Origin of the sequence: Salmonella sp. 32120201201600049SM (assembly GCF_017572835.1) — a bacterium.
GTDB classification, from domain to species: Bacteria; Pseudomonadota; Gammaproteobacteria; order Enterobacterales; family Enterobacteriaceae; genus Salmonella; species Salmonella enterica.
Genome location: NZ_JAGESA010000003.1, coordinates 250,978 through 265,368 on the forward strand (window position 1 = coordinate 250,978; position 14,391 = coordinate 265,368).

Below are 14,391 nucleotides of genomic sequence, written 5' to 3' on the forward strand. Positions count from 1 at the left end.
GCAATAAAAAAGGCCGCATTGCGACCTGATTAGATGAGATGATTGCTGCCTGAATAATTATCTAGCGGTAATTTGCCCACACTTACGATGACCAGCCGCGTAAAGTGCTACGTCTGGCAAACATACACCGGTTTCTGGTGGCTTATGTCCAAACTCATTTGCGTACACAATGGCAGCCCGCTCCAGATTGCGTCTGTATTCTTCCAGTTGCCAGAATGCATCTTTCGCCATGAACTGAAGTGATTTTGCGTCTTCAATACGCTTGGGCGTTTCATGTTTTCCTTTGGCCTGAATCTGCGCACGGCTAAGAGTAGGACGATGCAGCACTTCTGAACTGGCTGTAGTCTCATTCTGAAGCGCTGCACGGCGCTCGCGACGACGACCTGCTGCTGAGCCATTGAAAGTTGTTCTGCGTGTCATATAGACCTCCTGATGAACTTTGGTGGTGAATACAGCCGGGCGACTAACTCCGGTCGCGTACTCATTGCCAAGCGCCTCCGCCGAGAAGGTTAGCTTCTGCATTCACCCCAAAGCTCACTTTGGTTATCAGGCTTTTCAGCCTCGTAGATTCATCACTGAATCGTTGTAAGTGCCACACTCTCGCAGTGGCTGCGCTCATGCCCTTGAGTTCGTAGTCAGGGGTATCTCATGAATCCCTCACCTCTAACCGGTGAACGCCTGGCAATCGTTCTGGGGTACCGGCACACCTTCTTCTTCTTTCACCCTCACCAGCGTGTGTTGCAGTTTGTACCTGCATCTGGCTCTCATTGAGACTCGGGTCACCGTCCTGGTGAGTAGTGCGTCCTGCTGATGTTTTTATATTGAACCAATAGTACATAATATGCAAGAACTATTGGTACATTTTTATTGTAAGTGCTTTGTTCTTTTAGTACGTTTTTGAAAAATAAATAAATTTATTTTTATAAATCCTCTATGTCATACTGTTCTGAACAAAAAACGAGCGAGGAATCTGTGTGAAAAACGAGGAACTGGCGCAGTTGCGCTATCAGGAAATGTGCAGGATTGTCGGTGATGTCGTTTTTGCTATGGTTGCTGAGGGTCATGAGACTAAGCGAGTGGCTATAGCTGACGTGATACGAACTGAGTTAGCGAAGGGGCTGGATAAGTGGGGTGGTGACCAGTTGCAGTGCATGAAACTTGCCGTGAAGCTACTGGAAGAGTAGGGCAAAGAAAACCCGGCGCGGTGGCCGGGCGTGATCGCTTACTCATCTTCATCTAGCAACTCAAATTGAGTCCCGGGCGATGGAAAGGCTCTTTTGAATGCTCTGTCAAACTCAGCTTTATTTCTTGAGCTTGAAAGGATGCCAACTACCTGCCAAAGGTGCGCCCTAAACATCGGAACTCCGATGCTATCGGTTAGGAACTGAAACATCTTATATCTTCTACCGCCATTCGCATAAACGACAGGGTTTTTTTCATCTAGCATCTCAAGGATGGCGCCTTTACTTGATGCTAATGGTTCGTAGATATACTTCCTCGTAAACTTACCGAAAAACTGAGGGTGCCGACCTGCTTTTTTCTGCGTAAGTCCGTAAAGTCGATAAAGGCCATCCGTGAACTGCTTCGGAAATTCCTTCTCATATTCTCTGACCTGCTCTTTGATGAACTCTTGAAAGAGAATTCGATATTCATCTTGTCTCTTTTCATCGATATGCCCAGTAGCTTCGTCTACCAGCGCTACAATACCAACCTCTGCAAGACCGCGCATGATAATGTCTGCCTGAACAGAAATAGGTATCTGAGATGACTGAAGGGCATCACCCTGATCTCTCATCTTCAAATAAACATTGCATATCTTTGGGAGCAAAGATGCTTCAATGCCGTAAGCTGGCGCCGCTCCTTTATTTATTTTGAAAAGACGGCGCCGGGATAGGCCTTCTGATAATTCATTATTAATGAATGGCTTAATGTTTTTAGCTGACAAGAAAACAGGAAGATAGGCGCCATCTGGATTCTCTTTCATTCTCTTCCAGTGGGAGCCTCCACGCTTCCCGCCGAAGGCTTTAGTGATAGCTCTCTCTGACAGAACCCTCGTCCCATCCTCAAGCACGGCACATTGTATCTTTAAGTCTCCAATGACAATGTCGCCAGATCTTTTGGCAATTTCCACCTCACCATCGCCACCCCACCTAGCTGCTGCGGCTTTTCTTGCAATAGCCGACCTTTCTTCTGCAGAAAGAGCATTAGCCCTTGCCACACCACCTTTGGACTTTCCCGTTGGTTCTTTGCTTTCTTTATCAGACATTATGCAAGCACTCTTTGTTGTGAAATGTGCTTGCATAATATCAAGTATATAAATTAATAAGCAAGCATATATTCTATCTTGAGTGCTTGCATTTTTTTGTAAAAAGGCCGCATTTCTGCGACCTGTTTCACACAATCACTATCACCCAAACATCCCTTCGGTCCATCATCACCCGAATATCTCATCAGGCCATTGGCTTAATTATTACGCAACCATTCCCTTGCTTCTATGTCATCAATGTGTCGTGATTGCTTTAAAATTCCAGCCACATATTCCACTTTGGATACTTCATAATATGGCAATGTAATTGGACGGTGATCTTGATTGATGCTTGTAAACTGATACTCTCCGTCTCGATCGTAACCAAGTACCTTAATCATGTTATGACCTTCGATAGTTCTTACGAAAACCTCATCACCAGGACATACTTTCGTGTTTGGCTCTATAAGAACGTATTCACCAGATTTGATGCGTGGCCACATGCTGTCGCCTTTTACACGCAAACCAAAGGCTTCTGGGTCATCACTATATATTTTTAACCATCCATCACGTTCTTCAGTCATTTCTATAGCGCCATCAACGCCAAGAATAGCTTCTCCAACCACTCGAACAAGTCCCTTTCTCAACTGACCAACAAAAGTTAAAGATTGTGGATCTGTAGTTGTATTTTGCCTTACAGAACCATGCTGAAGCCAAACAACATCAACTTTTAAAAAATTTGCCAGAGCGTTCATTTTTTCCTGGCGCGGCAAAGACTCAGCATTAAACCATTTGCTGACACCTTTTGACGATACATCAAGGGCTCTAGCAATGGCTATTCCCCTACCATGTTCGTCTAACCCAGCTTCTTTACAGGCCTGCGCTAGCCGCTGGGCAAATTCCTGACGCACTTTTTCATTTTGAACCATGAGTTCGATAGTAAAGTAGTTGCAAAAACTTTCAGTTCAATCATAATGTGTACTGAAAGTACAAAAAGGAGTAGCCAATGCAAAATCTTGATGAGCCGATTAAAGGTATCGGCATCCCGGAAGTTGCTAGGGCTTGCGGAGTTAGCGAGAGAGCAGTTTATAAATGGCTCAAAAATGGCTTCCTCCCTAAGACTGAATTTTTTGGGAAAACAAGATACGCCTCAAAAATTGAAGAAATTTCTGGGGGGAAGTTTCAGGCAGTTGATTTGCTTGAAATAAGTAAAAAAAATCTTTTATCAGCATAAGCTTTAATACCTCTTTTCACAACGGACATTCGTCCTACGTCGCTGAAAAGCGAACTCCAGATAACAAATCAACCACAGGTTTATGCGCCAGTGCGCATAGCCACAACTAACTATTAACTACAGGAATGTTCACATATGGAACTCACAAGCACTCGCAAGAAAGCCAACGCAATTACCAGCAGCATCCTTAACCGGATAGCTATTCGTGGTCAGCGGAAAGTCGCTGATGCGTTAGGCATTAACGAATCTCAAATTTCACGATGGAAAGGCGATTTCATTCCAAAGATGGGGATGTTATTGGCGGTTCTGGAGTGGGGTGTTGAGGATGAAGAGTTGGCAGAATTGGCAAAGAAAGTTGCGCATCTGCTGACAAAAGAAAAGCCCCAAGACTGCGGGAACAGTTTTGAGGCCTGATGTAGAAAGACTGGATCAATCCACAGGAGTAATTATGCCAAAACAACTCAGTCCTGACCAGGACAAATTACACAAAAACATACTACGTGATCGGTTCTTATCCAGCTTCAAACAGCCTGGTCGATTTCGGGCTGAGTTGGAGAAAGTGAAGCTAATACTGAAGAGGAAAGGTCATGAGTAATCTTGCAACAGTTACACCGATAAAACCTCATCTGGAGGTTGTGGAGCATCGCGTGGCAGAACTCGACGATGGCTACACCCGGACTGCAAATACACTGCTGGAAGCTGTCATGCTTTCTGGGCTTACTCAACATCAGCTACTGATTGTTATGGCTGTGTGGCGCAAGACATACGGTTATAACAAAAAAATAGATTGGATCGGAAATGAACAGTTCGCTGAACTCACTGGCATGGCGCCAACCAAATGTTCTACCGCCAAAAACGAGCTTATCAGAATGGGGGTTCTCACTCAGGTGGGGCGTCAGGTTGGTATGAATAAAAATATTTCCGAGTGGAAGACGAAGGTTAACGGATTCGGTAAAACATTTACCAGATCGGTAAAACTAACCTTCACCAAATCGGTAAAAACCAATTTACCGAATCAGTCAAACACAAAAGACAATATACAAAAGACAATAAATACAAATACCCCCTTACCCCCTAACGGGGGCGGCAATGGGCAGGTTAAACCTGAACGTCGCAAGGCAGAACGAATCGACTACGAATCCTTCCTGAACGCCTACAACACCGAAGTCGGTGACAGACTGCCACACGCTGTTGCGGTCAACGAGAAACGCAAACGCCGCCTGAAGAAAATCATCCCGCAACTGAAAACGCCAAACGTGGACGGTTTCAGGGCGTATGTCAGGGCGTTTGTGCATCAGGCCAAGCCGTTTTACTTCGGAGACAACGACACGGGCTGGACGGCTGATTTTGATTACCTGCTGAGGGAAGATTCGTTAACGGGAGTTCGGGAAGGGAAGTTTGCAGACAGGGGGATTGCATGAGACAGGATATCGAAGCGAGCGTTATCGGTGGCCTGCTGATTGGTGGATTAACACCAACCGCCAGTGACGTTCTGGCAACGCTGGAGCCTGAAGCATTCTCAATTCCGCTTTACCGGAAAGCTTTTGAAGTTATTCGAAAGCAGGCCAGAAACAGGAACCTGATTGATGGACTGATGGTGGCCGAGGAGTGCGGGGATGAATACGCAACGGCGGTGATGATGACTGCGCGGTCATGTCCCAGCGCTGCAAACCTGAAAGGTTATGCCGGAATGGTTGTAGACAGTTATCAACGGCGTCAGGTTTTACAGCTACTGGATGAGATGCGAGAGCCAATCAGTAACGGCACGCTGGATGCTTCAGGTAGAGCGATGGACGATCTTGTTAAGCGTCTTTCAGCCATCAGGAAGCCACGCAACGAGGTTAAACCTGTGCGACTGGGGGAAATTATCAATGATTACACTGACACGCTTGACAGGCGTCTGAGGAACGGAGAAGAGTCGGATACCCTGAAGACCGGAATCGAAGAGCTTGACGCTATCACCGGAGGAATGAACGCAGAAGACCTTGTGATTATTGCTGCTCGTCCTGGTATGGGTAAAACCGAACTGGCGCTGAAGATAGCCGAAGGCGTGGCAAGTCGTGTTATTCCTGGTTCTGGCGTCCGGCGCGGTGTGTTGATTTTCTCGATGGAAATGAGCGCATTGCAGATTGCTGAGCGAAGCATTGCCAACGCCGGGAGGATGTCGGTTAGCGTGCTGCGAAATCCTGCATCGATGGATGACGAAGGCTGGGCGCGCGTTGCTAACGGCATGAGTCAGCTTGCAGACTTGGATGTATGGGTAGTCGATGCCTCGCGGTTATCGGTCGAAGAAATACGCTCAATCGCAGAACGGCACAAACAGGAAAACCCAAACCTGTCACTCATCATGGCGGATTATCTTGGCCTGATTGAGAAGCCGAAGGCAGATCGCAACGACCTCGCAATTGCTCACATCTCCGGAAGCCTGAAGGCGATGGCGAAAGACCTGAAAACGCCTGTTATCTCCCTAAGTCAGCTCTCCCGCGATGTTGAGAAGCGGCCAAACAAACGCCCGACAAACGCAGATTTGCGCGATTCAGGAAGCATTGAACAGGATGCAGACTCAATCATCATGCTCTATCGGGAAGCGGTATATGACGAGAACAGTAGCACCGCGCCATTTGCTGAAATCATCGTGACGAAAAACCGTTTTGGCTCGCTTGGTACGGTTTACCAGCGGTTCTGCAACGGACACTTTGTTGCATGTGACCAGGACGAAGCCAGACAGATTTGCACGGCATCAAATGCACCTGCTGGACGCAGAAAGCGATATACACAAGGGGCTGACGTATGAATAAAAAACAATTAGCCATTCTCGAAAAGGCATGGGATGCACAAATATCATGCGCTTTGAAAGAACAGGCACTTCCAATAATCCAGACCAAATCGAAAATAGCCAGGCAGTTATGCGATGACGGATTCCTAAACGAAGTTGAGATTACGCACCAGATGGCAACGTTCAAAGGGTATGAGATAAATCATCATGGTATAGCAGCGTATTGCTCCCATCTTCCTGATGACGCTGACATTGATGAAATGGAAAGGGAGATGAAGCAATGACCATCTACATCACTGAGCTAATAACAGGCCTGCTGGTAATCGCAGGCCTTTTTATTTGGGGAAGAGGGAAGCATGGTTAATTGGATGCTAGCCGCCATCAAATGCATTGGCGTTGGATGGATTCTTCTGACGTTTTTTATTGTTCTGCGTAGCTACATTAGCCTTGTTAATGGCGGTAAAGACCCATTCTCTACGTTGTTTGGTGCTGCGTTTGTCTGGGTACTTATCGGAATTGTACCTGTAGCGATAGCAAAAATGGCGTGGCGTTTTATCAACTAAAAGTGAGAGTAATGATGAAAATATCCGAGATTAACTATTCAGTGATTTTTGAAGCGCTTAAAGCGTATTACGAAGTGGAAGAAGATGACTCAGTATGGGAAATATTTAATCAGGCAGATGACCAGATTGAAGAAATCGCTAATGCACTGAAAGTGTTAGGCGAGTGATGGAGAGGAATATGGACGAATCAAGAAAGCAGTTTTTGGAATGGTGGAGACACCCTGAGCAAGAAGAGCTTCGGAAAAGTTGCGCTGAGGGATGGGGAGAGAAAATCTGGTCTGCTTCACGTTCTGCTATTGCGATTGAGTTGCCAGCAAAAAATGATATTTCCAGCGATGACTACTCCATTCCTGACCTGGTTGATTGGGGTGATGGAAGAAACGCTGGTATTCAGGAATGCGCAGAAGCCATCCGCGCCGCTGGAATCAAAGTGAAGGAGTGAGTATGAGCAAAGTATCACGAGGAATGAAAATATCGCTTATTTTCATCCTTAATCCGCATCGTATCTTTTTGGCTTCAGCAGTATGGCTGTCAGATTTTGTTTATTGGTTAGCAGATAAATTGGATGATTTTGCGAGATGGCTTGAGAATTTTGCGAATGCGAGGTTTGAGTCATGGCCGCTTATCGGAGAGAGGATGTCTGACGAATTAAACCGGTATTACGCGGATAAGCGCAAGGAGAAGAGCAGGAGGTAAAGTGAAGCAATTATTCCTGCTTCGCAATGAAGCAATCAGAAATAACGCCATAGACGCCATTCTCTCACTACCCATCGACGACAAGTCACCCCACGAAGTCCACGTCAAGGAACCTAAGCGAACCAAAGCGCAGAACGACCGTATGTGGCCGATGCTTCAGGACGTCTCCCGTCAGGTGCTTTGGCATGGTCAACGACTGTCTCCGGAAGACTGGAAAGACATCTTCACCGCGCTGTGGCTCAAGACTAAAAAGCTGGAGCAAAGAAGCGTACCAGGTATTGATGGCGGTGTTGTTCTTCTTGGGGTACGTACCAGCAAGATGAGGAAGGCGAGCATGACAGAGCTTATCGAAATTATGTTCTGGTTCGGCTCAGAACGTAACGTGAGATGGAGTGATGATTCCAGGCGAGAGTACGAGTGGTCAAAACGAACAGGGAGAGTTGCATGAAACACTGCTACCGCTGCGGAGAAAGCAAAGACGATTATCGATTCCGGCCAAATCAACCTTATTGGCACCAATGGTGTATCAGATGTGAGCGGTCGCCAGTAGGTAATTTCCCGCTGCCAGAGACGAAGGAGGACGTATGGCACGACAGCGACGAAGTATCACCGACATAATCTGCGAAAACTGCAAATACCTTCCAACGAAACGCTCCAGAAATAAACGCAAGCCAATCCCAAAAGAATCTGACGTAAAAACCTTCAACTACACGGCTCACCTGTGGGATATCCGGTGGCTTAGAGAACGCGCGAGGAAAACAAGGTGATTGACCCAAATCGAAGTTACGAACAGGAAAGTATAGCGAGAGCCTTATGCGCAGGATGTAACAAGCAACTGGCACCTGATGAAATTTACGCCTGTGCAGAATGCGTTAACGAATGGCTGGTATATCGCGATCCACATTCAGATATGACAGGAGATAAGGATGGCTAACACAAATATGTATTCACCAAACGAGCAGGATTATATCCGCAGGGTTGCCGGAAAAGTCCCTGCTGACGTTATGGCATCCACCATAGGAAGAACCAGAAACAGCCTGGTTAACTGGGCTAATCGACATGGAATAAGCCTGAGAGTTCCTTACGGAATACTTAAAAAGCACTGGCCTGAATATGCTGAAAAAATGACAAAAGGTGGAAGAAATGGCGCTAAAGAGAGATAAGTTTGATGACGTTTTCTCCCAACTGGTGAGGGAGCGAACGGACTGGACATGCGATTACTGCGGACGATCATTCCACCTCGAAAGACAAAAACTCCACTGCTCCCACTTCAAATCCCGACGACACAAAGCCACCAGATACCATCCCTATAACGCCTTCGCCCACTGCGTTGGCTGTCACCGAAAACTTGAAGAAGACCCATACGAATTCACCGCGCATGCGGAGATTGTCTATGGGGAGATGACAATAGAGCGTGTAGCGCGTCTGGCGTGCGTTCCTGTGCGCTTAAAGACATGGCAGATGGATGAGCTATACCAGCACATGAAGAGCGAACTGAAGCGGTTACAGGAGCTAAGGGCGCAGGGTGTTACAGGGCACATCGATTTCACATTGCCAGACTGGTATCAGGACGGAATTCAACTCCGCATGGGGGAATCTCAATGTGCAGCATAACCAGCATTAACCAGGCGAAACAGCAGCGTGAACGTGACGAGGCTGAATTGCGCAGCGTCAGAGAGATGACTGAGCAACACCAGAAGGCAATGGATTATCTGCATGAGCGAGAGCGTGAACTGGTGAACCGGCTTGGATTGAACAAGACATCGGGAGGCGATGCTGCATGAGTATACGAGAATTTAACCTCACTAAAGAGCAGCATGACTGGCTTAATGGGTGGCTTGAGCTATGGGGGGCATGGGTTTATTCAGGAAGACTCGAAAAACGCATGAGCAGCGTTATAGCGCAGTTTATGGAGAGGGTAGAACCATCAAGAGTGATGACAAGGCCAATGTGCAATGATGATGACGGAATGTTGATTTCTCAGGTCGTAGATTCCGTTATGCGCATCGACACAAAGGCCTTTGGCATTCTGCTTAGCTATTACGCACATGGTTCCTCTAAGTACGCCATATCATCCTACTATCACAAGACTGCAAGCCCCCGCAAAATGTCAGGCCGCGGCGGAGAAAGGATGCGCAAGCCATCTCTTATTACCTGTCGGAGAGAAGTAGATGACGTACTCAAGGCATCCCTGTTCATGCTTTATCAACCGATGCTAAATGCCTTCAATAGTCGTAAACGTGTGGATAAAATTAAACATGTTGCATAGATTGTGTTGACATCTATGAGCAAATGAGCAATCATAAGTGAATAAGCTGCCGTTAGTGACTCTTAAGTTGCAACGGTGGCTTTTTTTATTTGGGTCAGTCGTATAAAGGTCATTACGGAAGGCTGTTAACCTTCTTATCGTGGTTCGAGTCCACGCTGTCCCGCCAAACATGCTGGTTTAGCTCCAATGGTAGAGCAGTCGCCTTGTAAGCGAATGGGTAGCGGTTCAAGTCCGTTAACCAGCACCATAACTGAGCCGTAGCCACTGGCTATCCTGAATTCGTCAGTGATAGTTATGCTGCGGCCTTCTACACATGACCTTCGTGAAAGCGGGTGGCAGGAGGTTACGCTAACAACCTCCTGCCGTTTTGCCCGTGCATATCGGTCACGAACAAATCTGATTACTAAACACAGTAGCCTGGATTTGTTCTATCAGTAATCGACCTTATTCCTAATTAAATAGAGCAAATCCCCTCAATAAAAGGGGTAGAGCATGTACCGTATGGACAAAATCAGAGAATGGTTCAGTTACAGCTTCGGAGGACTGACTGCGATGGGTGGCATTCTCTCCCTGAATGACTGGGCTGTAATCATTGGTATTCTTTGTACTGTCGGCACATTTGGCATCAACTGGTACTACAAACGCAAAGAGCGTGAGGACAGATTGAATGGCAATGTCACCGGCACTACGAAATAGCGTAATAGCGGCGATAAGTGGCGGGGCTATTGCTATAGCATCTGTGTTGATCACAGGTCCGAGTGGTAACGATGGTCTGGAAGGTGTCAGATACAAACCATATAAGGACGTAGTAGGTGTATTAACTGTGTGTTATGGCCACACTGGAAAAGACATTATACCCGGTAAAACGTATACCGAGGCAGAATGCAAAGACCTCCTGAATAAAGACCTCGCTACTGTCGCCAGACAAATTAACCCGTACATCAAAGTCGATATACCGGAAACAACGCGCGGCGCCCTTTACTCGTTCGTCTACAACGTGGGAGCTGGCAATTTCAGAACATCGACGCTTCTTCGCAAAATAAACCAGGGCGATATCAAAGGTGCATGTGATCAGCTACGTCGATGGACATACGCTGGCGGTAAGCAATGGAAAGGCCTGATGACTCGTCGTGAGATTGAGCGTGAAGTCTGTTTGTGGTGGGGGCAGCAATGAGCATGATTTGCTTTTTCATGGCAGCGTTGCTCGCATTCAATGGCAACGATGCGTGGCCGTGGTTTCTTGCCGTTGGGGTGTTGATGTCATGAGCCGGTTAACCGCAATCATCTGTGCTGTGGTTATTTGTCTGCTGGTTTCAATGGGGTGGGCTGTTAACCATTACCGTGATAACGCCATCTCCTACAAAGACCAGCGCGACAAAGCCACATCCACAATCGCTGATTTGCAGAAGCGCCAGCGTGACGTTGCAGAACTTGACGCCAGATACACAAAGGAGCTTGCTGATGCTAACGCGACTATCGAAAGTCTCCGTGCTGATGTTTCTGCTGGTCGTAAGCGCCTGCAAGTCGCCTCCACCTGTGCAAAGTCAACGACCGGAGCCGGCGGCATGGGCGATGGAGAAAGCCCAAGACTTACAGCAGATGCTGAACTCAATTATTACCGTCTCCGAAGTGGAATCGACAGGATAACCGCGCAGGTTAACTACCTGCAGGAGTATGTCAGGGCTCAGTGCCTGAAGTGATTCGTCACCCAATAAACAGAACAGCCTGACTTCGGCCGGGCTTTTTTATACCAAAATTTCACCGCGCACCGCAGCGCATCCAACCACGTCGAACCCAAACCTTTGGAATGAGCCTTTGAGGAGTCAGTTAGTGCTGGCGAGCCTCGACGGGCTGATCTCCTATGCGGCAAAGGTTCATCTCAAAGTAAGGTACACGCTATGAACTACCCAACAGTCGTTAACGGCATTGATTTTCGCGATCTGATTTTTGTAGCAGACAACGATCCGGTTACCGATTCTTTTATGGTGGCAAAAGCATTCGGCAAATTATCGAAAAACGTAGTCCGCGACATTGAAAGGACTATTGATGCTTGCCCTCCAGAGTTTGATACAAAGCTCAATTTTGAGCTTTGCTATAAAAACAATGAGTTACAGAATGGCAAGCCGCAGAAGTTTTACCGACTCCGCAAGGACGGCTTGATGCTTCTTGTCATGTCTTATACCAAGAAAGAAGCTATGCGAATCAAAATCGCATATATCAACGCTTTCAACTGGATGTACGCCATGCTTCAGGTTGGTAATCGTCAATTTGAAGAAGAGCGAAATGCCGTAATGCTGGAGTACATGAAAGAGAAGGATGTCGCCAGCATGTCAGGTCGCCTGCTAAATCGCTGGGGAAAAATTAAGAAACCACAGCTACTGGCGAGAATTGAACGCCTTGAACAGCACGGGCAAACCGTAATCCCCGGACTCACCAATTAACGGCAGTACCACGAAACAACCCAAGCCAGTAAGTGGGGAAATAACAGCGTTGTATCGTCGCAGTATCACCGCATTAACAATGACCGCAGCCCTTAATGGGAGCTCCTTCTGCGTGAGTGTGCAATGATAATCAATAACGATGCATACCGGGGTTTGCAGCTTTTACGATGGCTGGTCTATCCCTCATTGCTCGCCATCTCGATGCGGGGGTAGAAGAAATCGAGAGTGTTTTACAGTTCTTTCCACCACGAGGGCTCTATAAAGCAGAAGTTGTTTTATGTGCGCCTCCGGGTGATATACCAACTAAGTAGAGGAATATTCCAATATGACAGGTCTGACAATTAAGCAAGAAGCTTTCTGTCAGGCATACATCGAAACGGGTAATGCTTCTGAGGCTTATCGGACGGCGTATGCTGCTGACAAGATGAAGCCGGAGGCAGTACATGTTCAAGCATGTAAGTTGCAGGATAACCCTAAGATAGCCCTAAGGATAAAAGAATTGAGGGGCGAGATTAAGCAACGCCATAACGTCACCGTCGATTCTCTCCTCGCTGAACTGGAAGAGGCCAGACAAAAAGCCTTAAGCGCCGAGACGCCACAATCATCTGCAGCTGTAGCGGCGACAATGGGCAAGGCTAAGCTGGTCGGCCTTGATAAGCAGATTATCGATCACACCTCATCTGATGGAACTATGGCAACGAAGCCAACCACTATTCGCCTGGTAGGAGTTGACCCAGCAAATGGAAAGCCAAGTTGACCTCCAGATACCTGCCAAGTTAGTTCCTGTATTCGCGACAGAAGGAATCCGTTATCGTGGCGCTCACGGCGGACGTGGATCTGCTAAGACGCGTACTTTTGCACTAATGACTGCCGTCAAAGCGTACCAAGCGGCAGAAGCCAATATCAGTGGAGTTATCCTGTGCGCTCGAGAATACATGAACTCGCTGGAAGAATCCTCCATGGAGGAGGTAAAGCAGGCAATTCGCTCCGTGGCGTGGCTTGATGATTACTTTGACATTGGAGATAAATACATCAGGACAAAGAACCGCAAGGTCAGCTATGTATTCTGCGGTCTTCGCCATAACCTAGACAGCATCAAATCAAAAGCGCGAATTCTTGTAGCCTGGGTTGACGAGGCCGAGTCTGTTTCTTCGACTGCGTGGAAAAAGCTTCGCCCGACCGTTCGTGAAGAAGGCTCAGAAATCTGGGTTACGTGGAACCCGGAGAAGGACGGCAGCGCCACCGACAAACTTTTCAGAAAGAATCCCCCAAAAAGCTCAATTATTGTCGAGATGAACTATGTCGACAATCCATGGTTCCCTGCTGTGCTTGAGGAAGAGCGACAGGAAGACTTGGCAAACCTTGATTACGCAGATTACGCGTGGATATGGGAGGGGGCTTACCTCGAAAACTCAGATAAGCAGGTGCTGGCTAACAAATACATCGTGCAGAGCTTCGAAGACAATCTATGGAGGAAATCAGAGCGCTTGCTGTTCGGTGCTGACTTCGGATTCGCGAAAGACCCCAGCACGCTTATTCGCATGTTCATTCTGGATAACAACCTCTACATCGAATACGAGGCCTACGGCAATGGCGTAGAGCTCGACGATATGTGGAAGTTTTATGCAGGCAAAACCGATGCCACGCCGAAACAGCTTGAGGACTGGGAGGTCACTGACGATGCGAAATTCCCCGGTATCCCTGAAGCGCGTAAATGGCCCATCAAAGCCGACAACTCTAGGCCAGAAACTATCAGCCATATCAAAGGGCAGGGATTCAATATCTCAGCTGCTCAGAAATGGCAGGGTAGCGTAGAGGACGGCATCACCTTCCTACGTGGATTTAAGAAGATCATCATCCATCCTCGCTGTAAAGAAACGGCGAAAGAGGCGCGGCTTTACTCGTACAAAACAGACCGTATCACTGGCGAAGTCTTGCCGATTATCGAGGATAAGAACAACCACTGCTGGGATGGAATCCGGTACGGTCTGGACGGGTATATCAAACGCAAACCTAAATCGATGGGGATGATGATTCCTAAGCGCCTTAGGGGGCAATAATCATGAAAAACAAATGCAAATGCCCTGGCTGCAAACGCAAAAGAAAAGGCTGGCCGGGTTATCAGCCATGCGCCACCAAATATCCTGCTGGGGGAATTGCTCCACCA

Annotated in this window: 27 protein-coding genes and 2 tRNA genes; 26 read left to right on the plus strand and 3 right to left on the minus strand. The window is 47.4% G+C overall.

Translation table 11 applies throughout. The annotated features are described in order from the left end of the window. Nucleotides 1-57 precede the first annotated feature (57 nt). Nucleotides 58-420: an antitermination protein gene (locus J4650_RS09635; RefSeq protein ID WP_079796462.1), complete on the minus strand. Its 363-nt coding sequence runs from the start codon at nt 418-420 to the stop codon at nt 58-60. Between the two features lie 554 nt (nt 421-974). Here J4650_RS09635 and fumD point away from each other — a divergent pair. Beyond that, on the plus strand, nt 975-1,184 hold the full coding sequence (gene fumD / locus J4650_RS09640; RefSeq protein ID WP_079776789.1) for a fumarate hydratase FumD: 210 nt from the start codon (nt 975-977) through the stop codon (nt 1,182-1,184). 38 nt (nt 1,185-1,222) lie between these two features. Here fumD and J4650_RS09645 read toward each other — a convergent pair whose 3' ends face one another. Beyond that, nucleotides 1,223-2,266 carry a P63C domain-containing protein gene (locus J4650_RS09645; RefSeq protein ID WP_001280609.1) on the minus strand — a complete coding sequence of 348 codons (1,044 nt, stop codon included), beginning with the start codon at nt 2,264-2,266 and terminating at the stop codon, nt 1,223-1,225. Between the two features lie 197 nt (nt 2,267-2,463). After that, the gene (locus J4650_RS09650) at nt 2,464-3,174 is read right to left on the minus strand and encodes a helix-turn-helix transcriptional regulator (RefSeq protein WP_000250475.1); all 711 of its coding nucleotides are present in this window, start codon (nt 3,172-3,174) and stop codon (nt 2,464-2,466) included. Between the two features lie 77 nt (nt 3,175-3,251). Between J4650_RS09650 and J4650_RS09655 the strand changes: the two genes are divergently transcribed. The 25 genes from J4650_RS09655 to J4650_RS09775 all read left to right on the plus strand — a co-directional run bounded on the left by J4650_RS09655 (nt 3,252) and on the right by J4650_RS09775 (nt 14,284). Beyond that, nucleotides 3,252-3,479: a helix-turn-helix domain-containing protein gene (locus tag J4650_RS09655; protein WP_001180316.1), complete on the plus strand. Its 228-nt coding sequence runs from the start codon at nt 3,252-3,254 to the stop codon at nt 3,477-3,479. 135 nt (nt 3,480-3,614) lie between these two features. Then, nucleotides 3,615-3,893 carry a lambda phage CII family protein gene (locus J4650_RS09660; RefSeq protein ID WP_000424167.1) on the plus strand — a complete coding sequence of 93 codons (279 nt, stop codon included), beginning with the start codon at nt 3,615-3,617 and terminating at the stop codon, nt 3,891-3,893. 34 nt (nt 3,894-3,927) lie between these two features. Further along, nucleotides 3,928-4,074: a DUF2740 family protein gene (locus J4650_RS09665; protein ID WP_001125981.1), complete on the plus strand. Its 147-nt coding sequence runs from the start codon at nt 3,928-3,930 to the stop codon at nt 4,072-4,074. Next, the gene (locus J4650_RS09670; RefSeq protein WP_080069435.1) at nt 4,067-4,900 is read left to right on the plus strand and encodes a replication protein; all 834 of its coding nucleotides are present in this window, start codon (nt 4,067-4,069) and stop codon (nt 4,898-4,900) included. Before J4650_RS09665 ends, J4650_RS09670 begins: the two co-directional genes overlap by 8 nt. After that, nucleotides 4,897-6,273 (plus strand): replicative DNA helicase, encoded by a 1,377-nt coding sequence (locus J4650_RS09675; protein ID WP_124234967.1) that lies wholly within the window; start codon nt 4,897-4,899, stop codon nt 6,271-6,273. The genes J4650_RS09670 and J4650_RS09675 overlap by 4 nt, the downstream gene beginning before the upstream one ends. After that, nucleotides 6,270-6,539 (plus strand): hypothetical protein, encoded by a 270-nt coding sequence (locus J4650_RS09680; RefSeq protein ID WP_080069437.1) that lies wholly within the window; start codon nt 6,270-6,272, stop codon nt 6,537-6,539. The genes J4650_RS09675 and J4650_RS09680 overlap by 4 nt, the downstream gene beginning before the upstream one ends. Nucleotides 6,540-6,611: 72 nt before the next feature. Next, the gene (locus J4650_RS09685) at nt 6,612-6,818 is read left to right on the plus strand and encodes a hypothetical protein (RefSeq protein WP_023228648.1); all 207 of its coding nucleotides are present in this window, start codon (nt 6,612-6,614) and stop codon (nt 6,816-6,818) included. An 11-nt stretch (nt 6,819-6,829) separates the two neighbouring features. Continuing rightward, nucleotides 6,830-6,985: a hypothetical protein gene (locus J4650_RS09690; protein ID WP_176204250.1), complete on the plus strand. Its 156-nt coding sequence runs from the start codon at nt 6,830-6,832 to the stop codon at nt 6,983-6,985. A gap of 11 nt (nt 6,986-6,996) precedes the next feature. Next, nucleotides 6,997-7,260, plus strand: coding sequence for a hypothetical protein (locus J4650_RS09695; protein WP_080069438.1), 264 nt, complete (start codon nt 6,997-6,999; stop codon nt 7,258-7,260). 2 nt (nt 7,261-7,262) lie between these two features. After that, a complete protein-coding gene (locus J4650_RS09700) occupies nt 7,263-7,514 on the plus strand; it encodes a hypothetical protein (protein WP_080069439.1) in 252 nt (83 codons plus the stop codon). Nucleotide 7,515: 1 nt separating this feature from the next. Further along, complete coding sequence (locus J4650_RS09705) at nt 7,516-7,962, plus strand: recombination protein NinB (RefSeq protein ID WP_079918899.1); 447 nt, start codon at nt 7,516-7,518, stop codon at nt 7,960-7,962. Further along, nucleotides 7,959-8,132, plus strand: a complete 174-nt coding sequence (gene ninD / locus J4650_RS09710; RefSeq protein WP_000679702.1) for a protein NinD — start codon at nt 7,959-7,961, stop codon at nt 8,130-8,132. Before J4650_RS09705 ends, ninD begins: the two co-directional genes overlap by 4 nt. Continuing rightward, complete coding sequence (locus J4650_RS09715) at nt 8,099-8,281, plus strand: NinE family protein (RefSeq protein WP_000113771.1); 183 nt, start codon at nt 8,099-8,101, stop codon at nt 8,279-8,281. The genes ninD and J4650_RS09715 overlap by 34 nt, the downstream gene beginning before the upstream one ends. Next, nucleotides 8,278-8,448 carry a protein NinF gene (locus J4650_RS09720; RefSeq protein ID WP_000566851.1) on the plus strand — a complete coding sequence of 57 codons (171 nt, stop codon included), beginning with the start codon at nt 8,278-8,280 and terminating at the stop codon, nt 8,446-8,448. Before J4650_RS09715 ends, J4650_RS09720 begins: the two co-directional genes overlap by 4 nt. Next, nucleotides 8,441-8,677, plus strand: a complete 237-nt coding sequence (locus tag J4650_RS09725) for a hypothetical protein (protein WP_001749499.1) — start codon at nt 8,441-8,443, stop codon at nt 8,675-8,677. Before J4650_RS09720 ends, J4650_RS09725 begins: the two co-directional genes overlap by 8 nt. A gap of 438 nt (nt 8,678-9,115) precedes the next feature. Next, nucleotides 9,116-9,298 (plus strand): hypothetical protein, encoded by a 183-nt coding sequence (locus J4650_RS09730; protein WP_020898880.1) that lies wholly within the window; start codon nt 9,116-9,118, stop codon nt 9,296-9,298. Beyond that, nucleotides 9,295-9,783, plus strand: a complete 489-nt coding sequence (locus tag J4650_RS09735) for an antiterminator Q family protein (RefSeq protein ID WP_000027539.1) — start codon at nt 9,295-9,297, stop codon at nt 9,781-9,783. Before J4650_RS09730 ends, J4650_RS09735 begins: the two co-directional genes overlap by 4 nt. Before the next feature lie 91 nt (nt 9,784-9,874). Then, a tRNA-Asn gene (locus J4650_RS09740) sits at nt 9,875-9,949 on the plus strand. Between the two features lie 5 nt (nt 9,950-9,954). Further along, a tRNA-Thr gene (locus tag J4650_RS09745) sits at nt 9,955-10,030 on the plus strand. 245 nt (nt 10,031-10,275) lie between these two features. Beyond that, a complete protein-coding gene (locus J4650_RS09750; protein WP_000286100.1) occupies nt 10,276-10,479 on the plus strand; it encodes a phage holin family protein in 204 nt (67 codons plus the stop codon). Next, nucleotides 10,457-10,957 (plus strand): lysozyme, encoded by a 501-nt coding sequence (locus J4650_RS09755; protein WP_033903588.1) that lies wholly within the window; start codon nt 10,457-10,459, stop codon nt 10,955-10,957. Before J4650_RS09750 ends, J4650_RS09755 begins: the two co-directional genes overlap by 23 nt. A gap of 88 nt (nt 10,958-11,045) precedes the next feature. After that, entirely contained in the window at nt 11,046-11,483 is a 438-nt protein-coding gene (locus J4650_RS09760) for a lysis protein (RefSeq protein WP_124234968.1), read from the plus strand. Between the two features lie 198 nt (nt 11,484-11,681). Further along, complete coding sequence (locus J4650_RS09765; protein ID WP_023138247.1) at nt 11,682-12,224, plus strand: Rha family transcriptional regulator; 543 nt, start codon at nt 11,682-11,684, stop codon at nt 12,222-12,224. Nucleotides 12,225-12,549: 325 nt separating this feature from the next. Continuing rightward, complete coding sequence (locus J4650_RS09770; RefSeq protein WP_000147264.1) at nt 12,550-12,981, plus strand: terminase small subunit; 432 nt, start codon at nt 12,550-12,552, stop codon at nt 12,979-12,981. Further along, a complete protein-coding gene (locus J4650_RS09775) occupies nt 12,965-14,284 on the plus strand; it encodes a phage terminase large subunit (RefSeq protein ID WP_052928622.1) in 1,320 nt (439 codons plus the stop codon). Before J4650_RS09770 ends, J4650_RS09775 begins: the two co-directional genes overlap by 17 nt. Nucleotides 14,285-14,391 lie beyond the last annotated feature (107 nt).

Coding starts and splice junctions, on each gene's coding strand:
- ninD (WP_000679702.1), top strand. CDS start 7,959: ATGAAACACTGCTACCGCTGCGGAGAAAGCAAAGACGATTATCGATTC.
- J4650_RS09775 (WP_052928622.1), top strand. CDS start 12,965: ATGGAAAGCCAAGTTGACCTCCAGATACCTGCCAAGTTAGTTCCTGTA.
- J4650_RS09650 (WP_000250475.1), bottom strand. CDS start 3,174: ATGGTTCAAAATGAAAAAGTGCGTCAGGAATTTGCCCAGCGGCTAGCG.
- J4650_RS09730 (WP_020898880.1), top strand. CDS start 9,116: ATGTGCAGCATAACCAGCATTAACCAGGCGAAACAGCAGCGTGAACGT.
- J4650_RS09670 (WP_080069435.1), top strand. CDS start 4,067: ATGAGTAATCTTGCAACAGTTACACCGATAAAACCTCATCTGGAGGTT.
- J4650_RS09645 (WP_001280609.1), bottom strand. CDS start 2,266: ATGTCTGATAAAGAAAGCAAAGAACCAACGGGAAAGTCCAAAGGTGGT.
- J4650_RS09750 (WP_000286100.1), top strand. CDS start 10,276: ATGTACCGTATGGACAAAATCAGAGAATGGTTCAGTTACAGCTTCGGA.
- J4650_RS09680 (WP_080069437.1), top strand. CDS start 6,270: ATGAATAAAAAACAATTAGCCATTCTCGAAAAGGCATGGGATGCACAA.
- J4650_RS09725 (WP_001749499.1), top strand. CDS start 8,441: ATGGCTAACACAAATATGTATTCACCAAACGAGCAGGATTATATCCGC.
- J4650_RS09770 (WP_000147264.1), top strand. CDS start 12,550: ATGACAGGTCTGACAATTAAGCAAGAAGCTTTCTGTCAGGCATACATC.
- J4650_RS09765 (WP_023138247.1), top strand. CDS start 11,682: ATGAACTACCCAACAGTCGTTAACGGCATTGATTTTCGCGATCTGATT.
- J4650_RS09685 (WP_023228648.1), top strand. CDS start 6,612: ATGGTTAATTGGATGCTAGCCGCCATCAAATGCATTGGCGTTGGATGG.
- J4650_RS09715 (WP_000113771.1), top strand. CDS start 8,099: ATGGCACGACAGCGACGAAGTATCACCGACATAATCTGCGAAAACTGC.
- J4650_RS09675 (WP_124234967.1), top strand. CDS start 4,897: ATGAGACAGGATATCGAAGCGAGCGTTATCGGTGGCCTGCTGATTGGT.
- J4650_RS09760 (WP_124234968.1), top strand. CDS start 11,046: ATGAGCCGGTTAACCGCAATCATCTGTGCTGTGGTTATTTGTCTGCTG.
- J4650_RS09735 (WP_000027539.1), top strand. CDS start 9,295: ATGAGTATACGAGAATTTAACCTCACTAAAGAGCAGCATGACTGGCTT.
- J4650_RS09700 (WP_080069439.1), top strand. CDS start 7,263: ATGAGCAAAGTATCACGAGGAATGAAAATATCGCTTATTTTCATCCTT.
- J4650_RS09755 (WP_033903588.1), top strand. CDS start 10,457: ATGTCACCGGCACTACGAAATAGCGTAATAGCGGCGATAAGTGGCGGG.
- J4650_RS09660 (WP_000424167.1), top strand. CDS start 3,615: ATGGAACTCACAAGCACTCGCAAGAAAGCCAACGCAATTACCAGCAGC.
- J4650_RS09690 (WP_176204250.1), top strand. CDS start 6,830: ATGATGAAAATATCCGAGATTAACTATTCAGTGATTTTTGAAGCGCTT.
- J4650_RS09695 (WP_080069438.1), top strand. CDS start 6,997: ATGGACGAATCAAGAAAGCAGTTTTTGGAATGGTGGAGACACCCTGAG.
- J4650_RS09635 (WP_079796462.1), bottom strand. CDS start 420: ATGACACGCAGAACAACTTTCAATGGCTCAGCAGCAGGTCGTCGTCGC.
- J4650_RS09665 (WP_001125981.1), top strand. CDS start 3,928: ATGCCAAAACAACTCAGTCCTGACCAGGACAAATTACACAAAAACATA.
- J4650_RS09655 (WP_001180316.1), top strand. CDS start 3,252: ATGCAAAATCTTGATGAGCCGATTAAAGGTATCGGCATCCCGGAAGTT.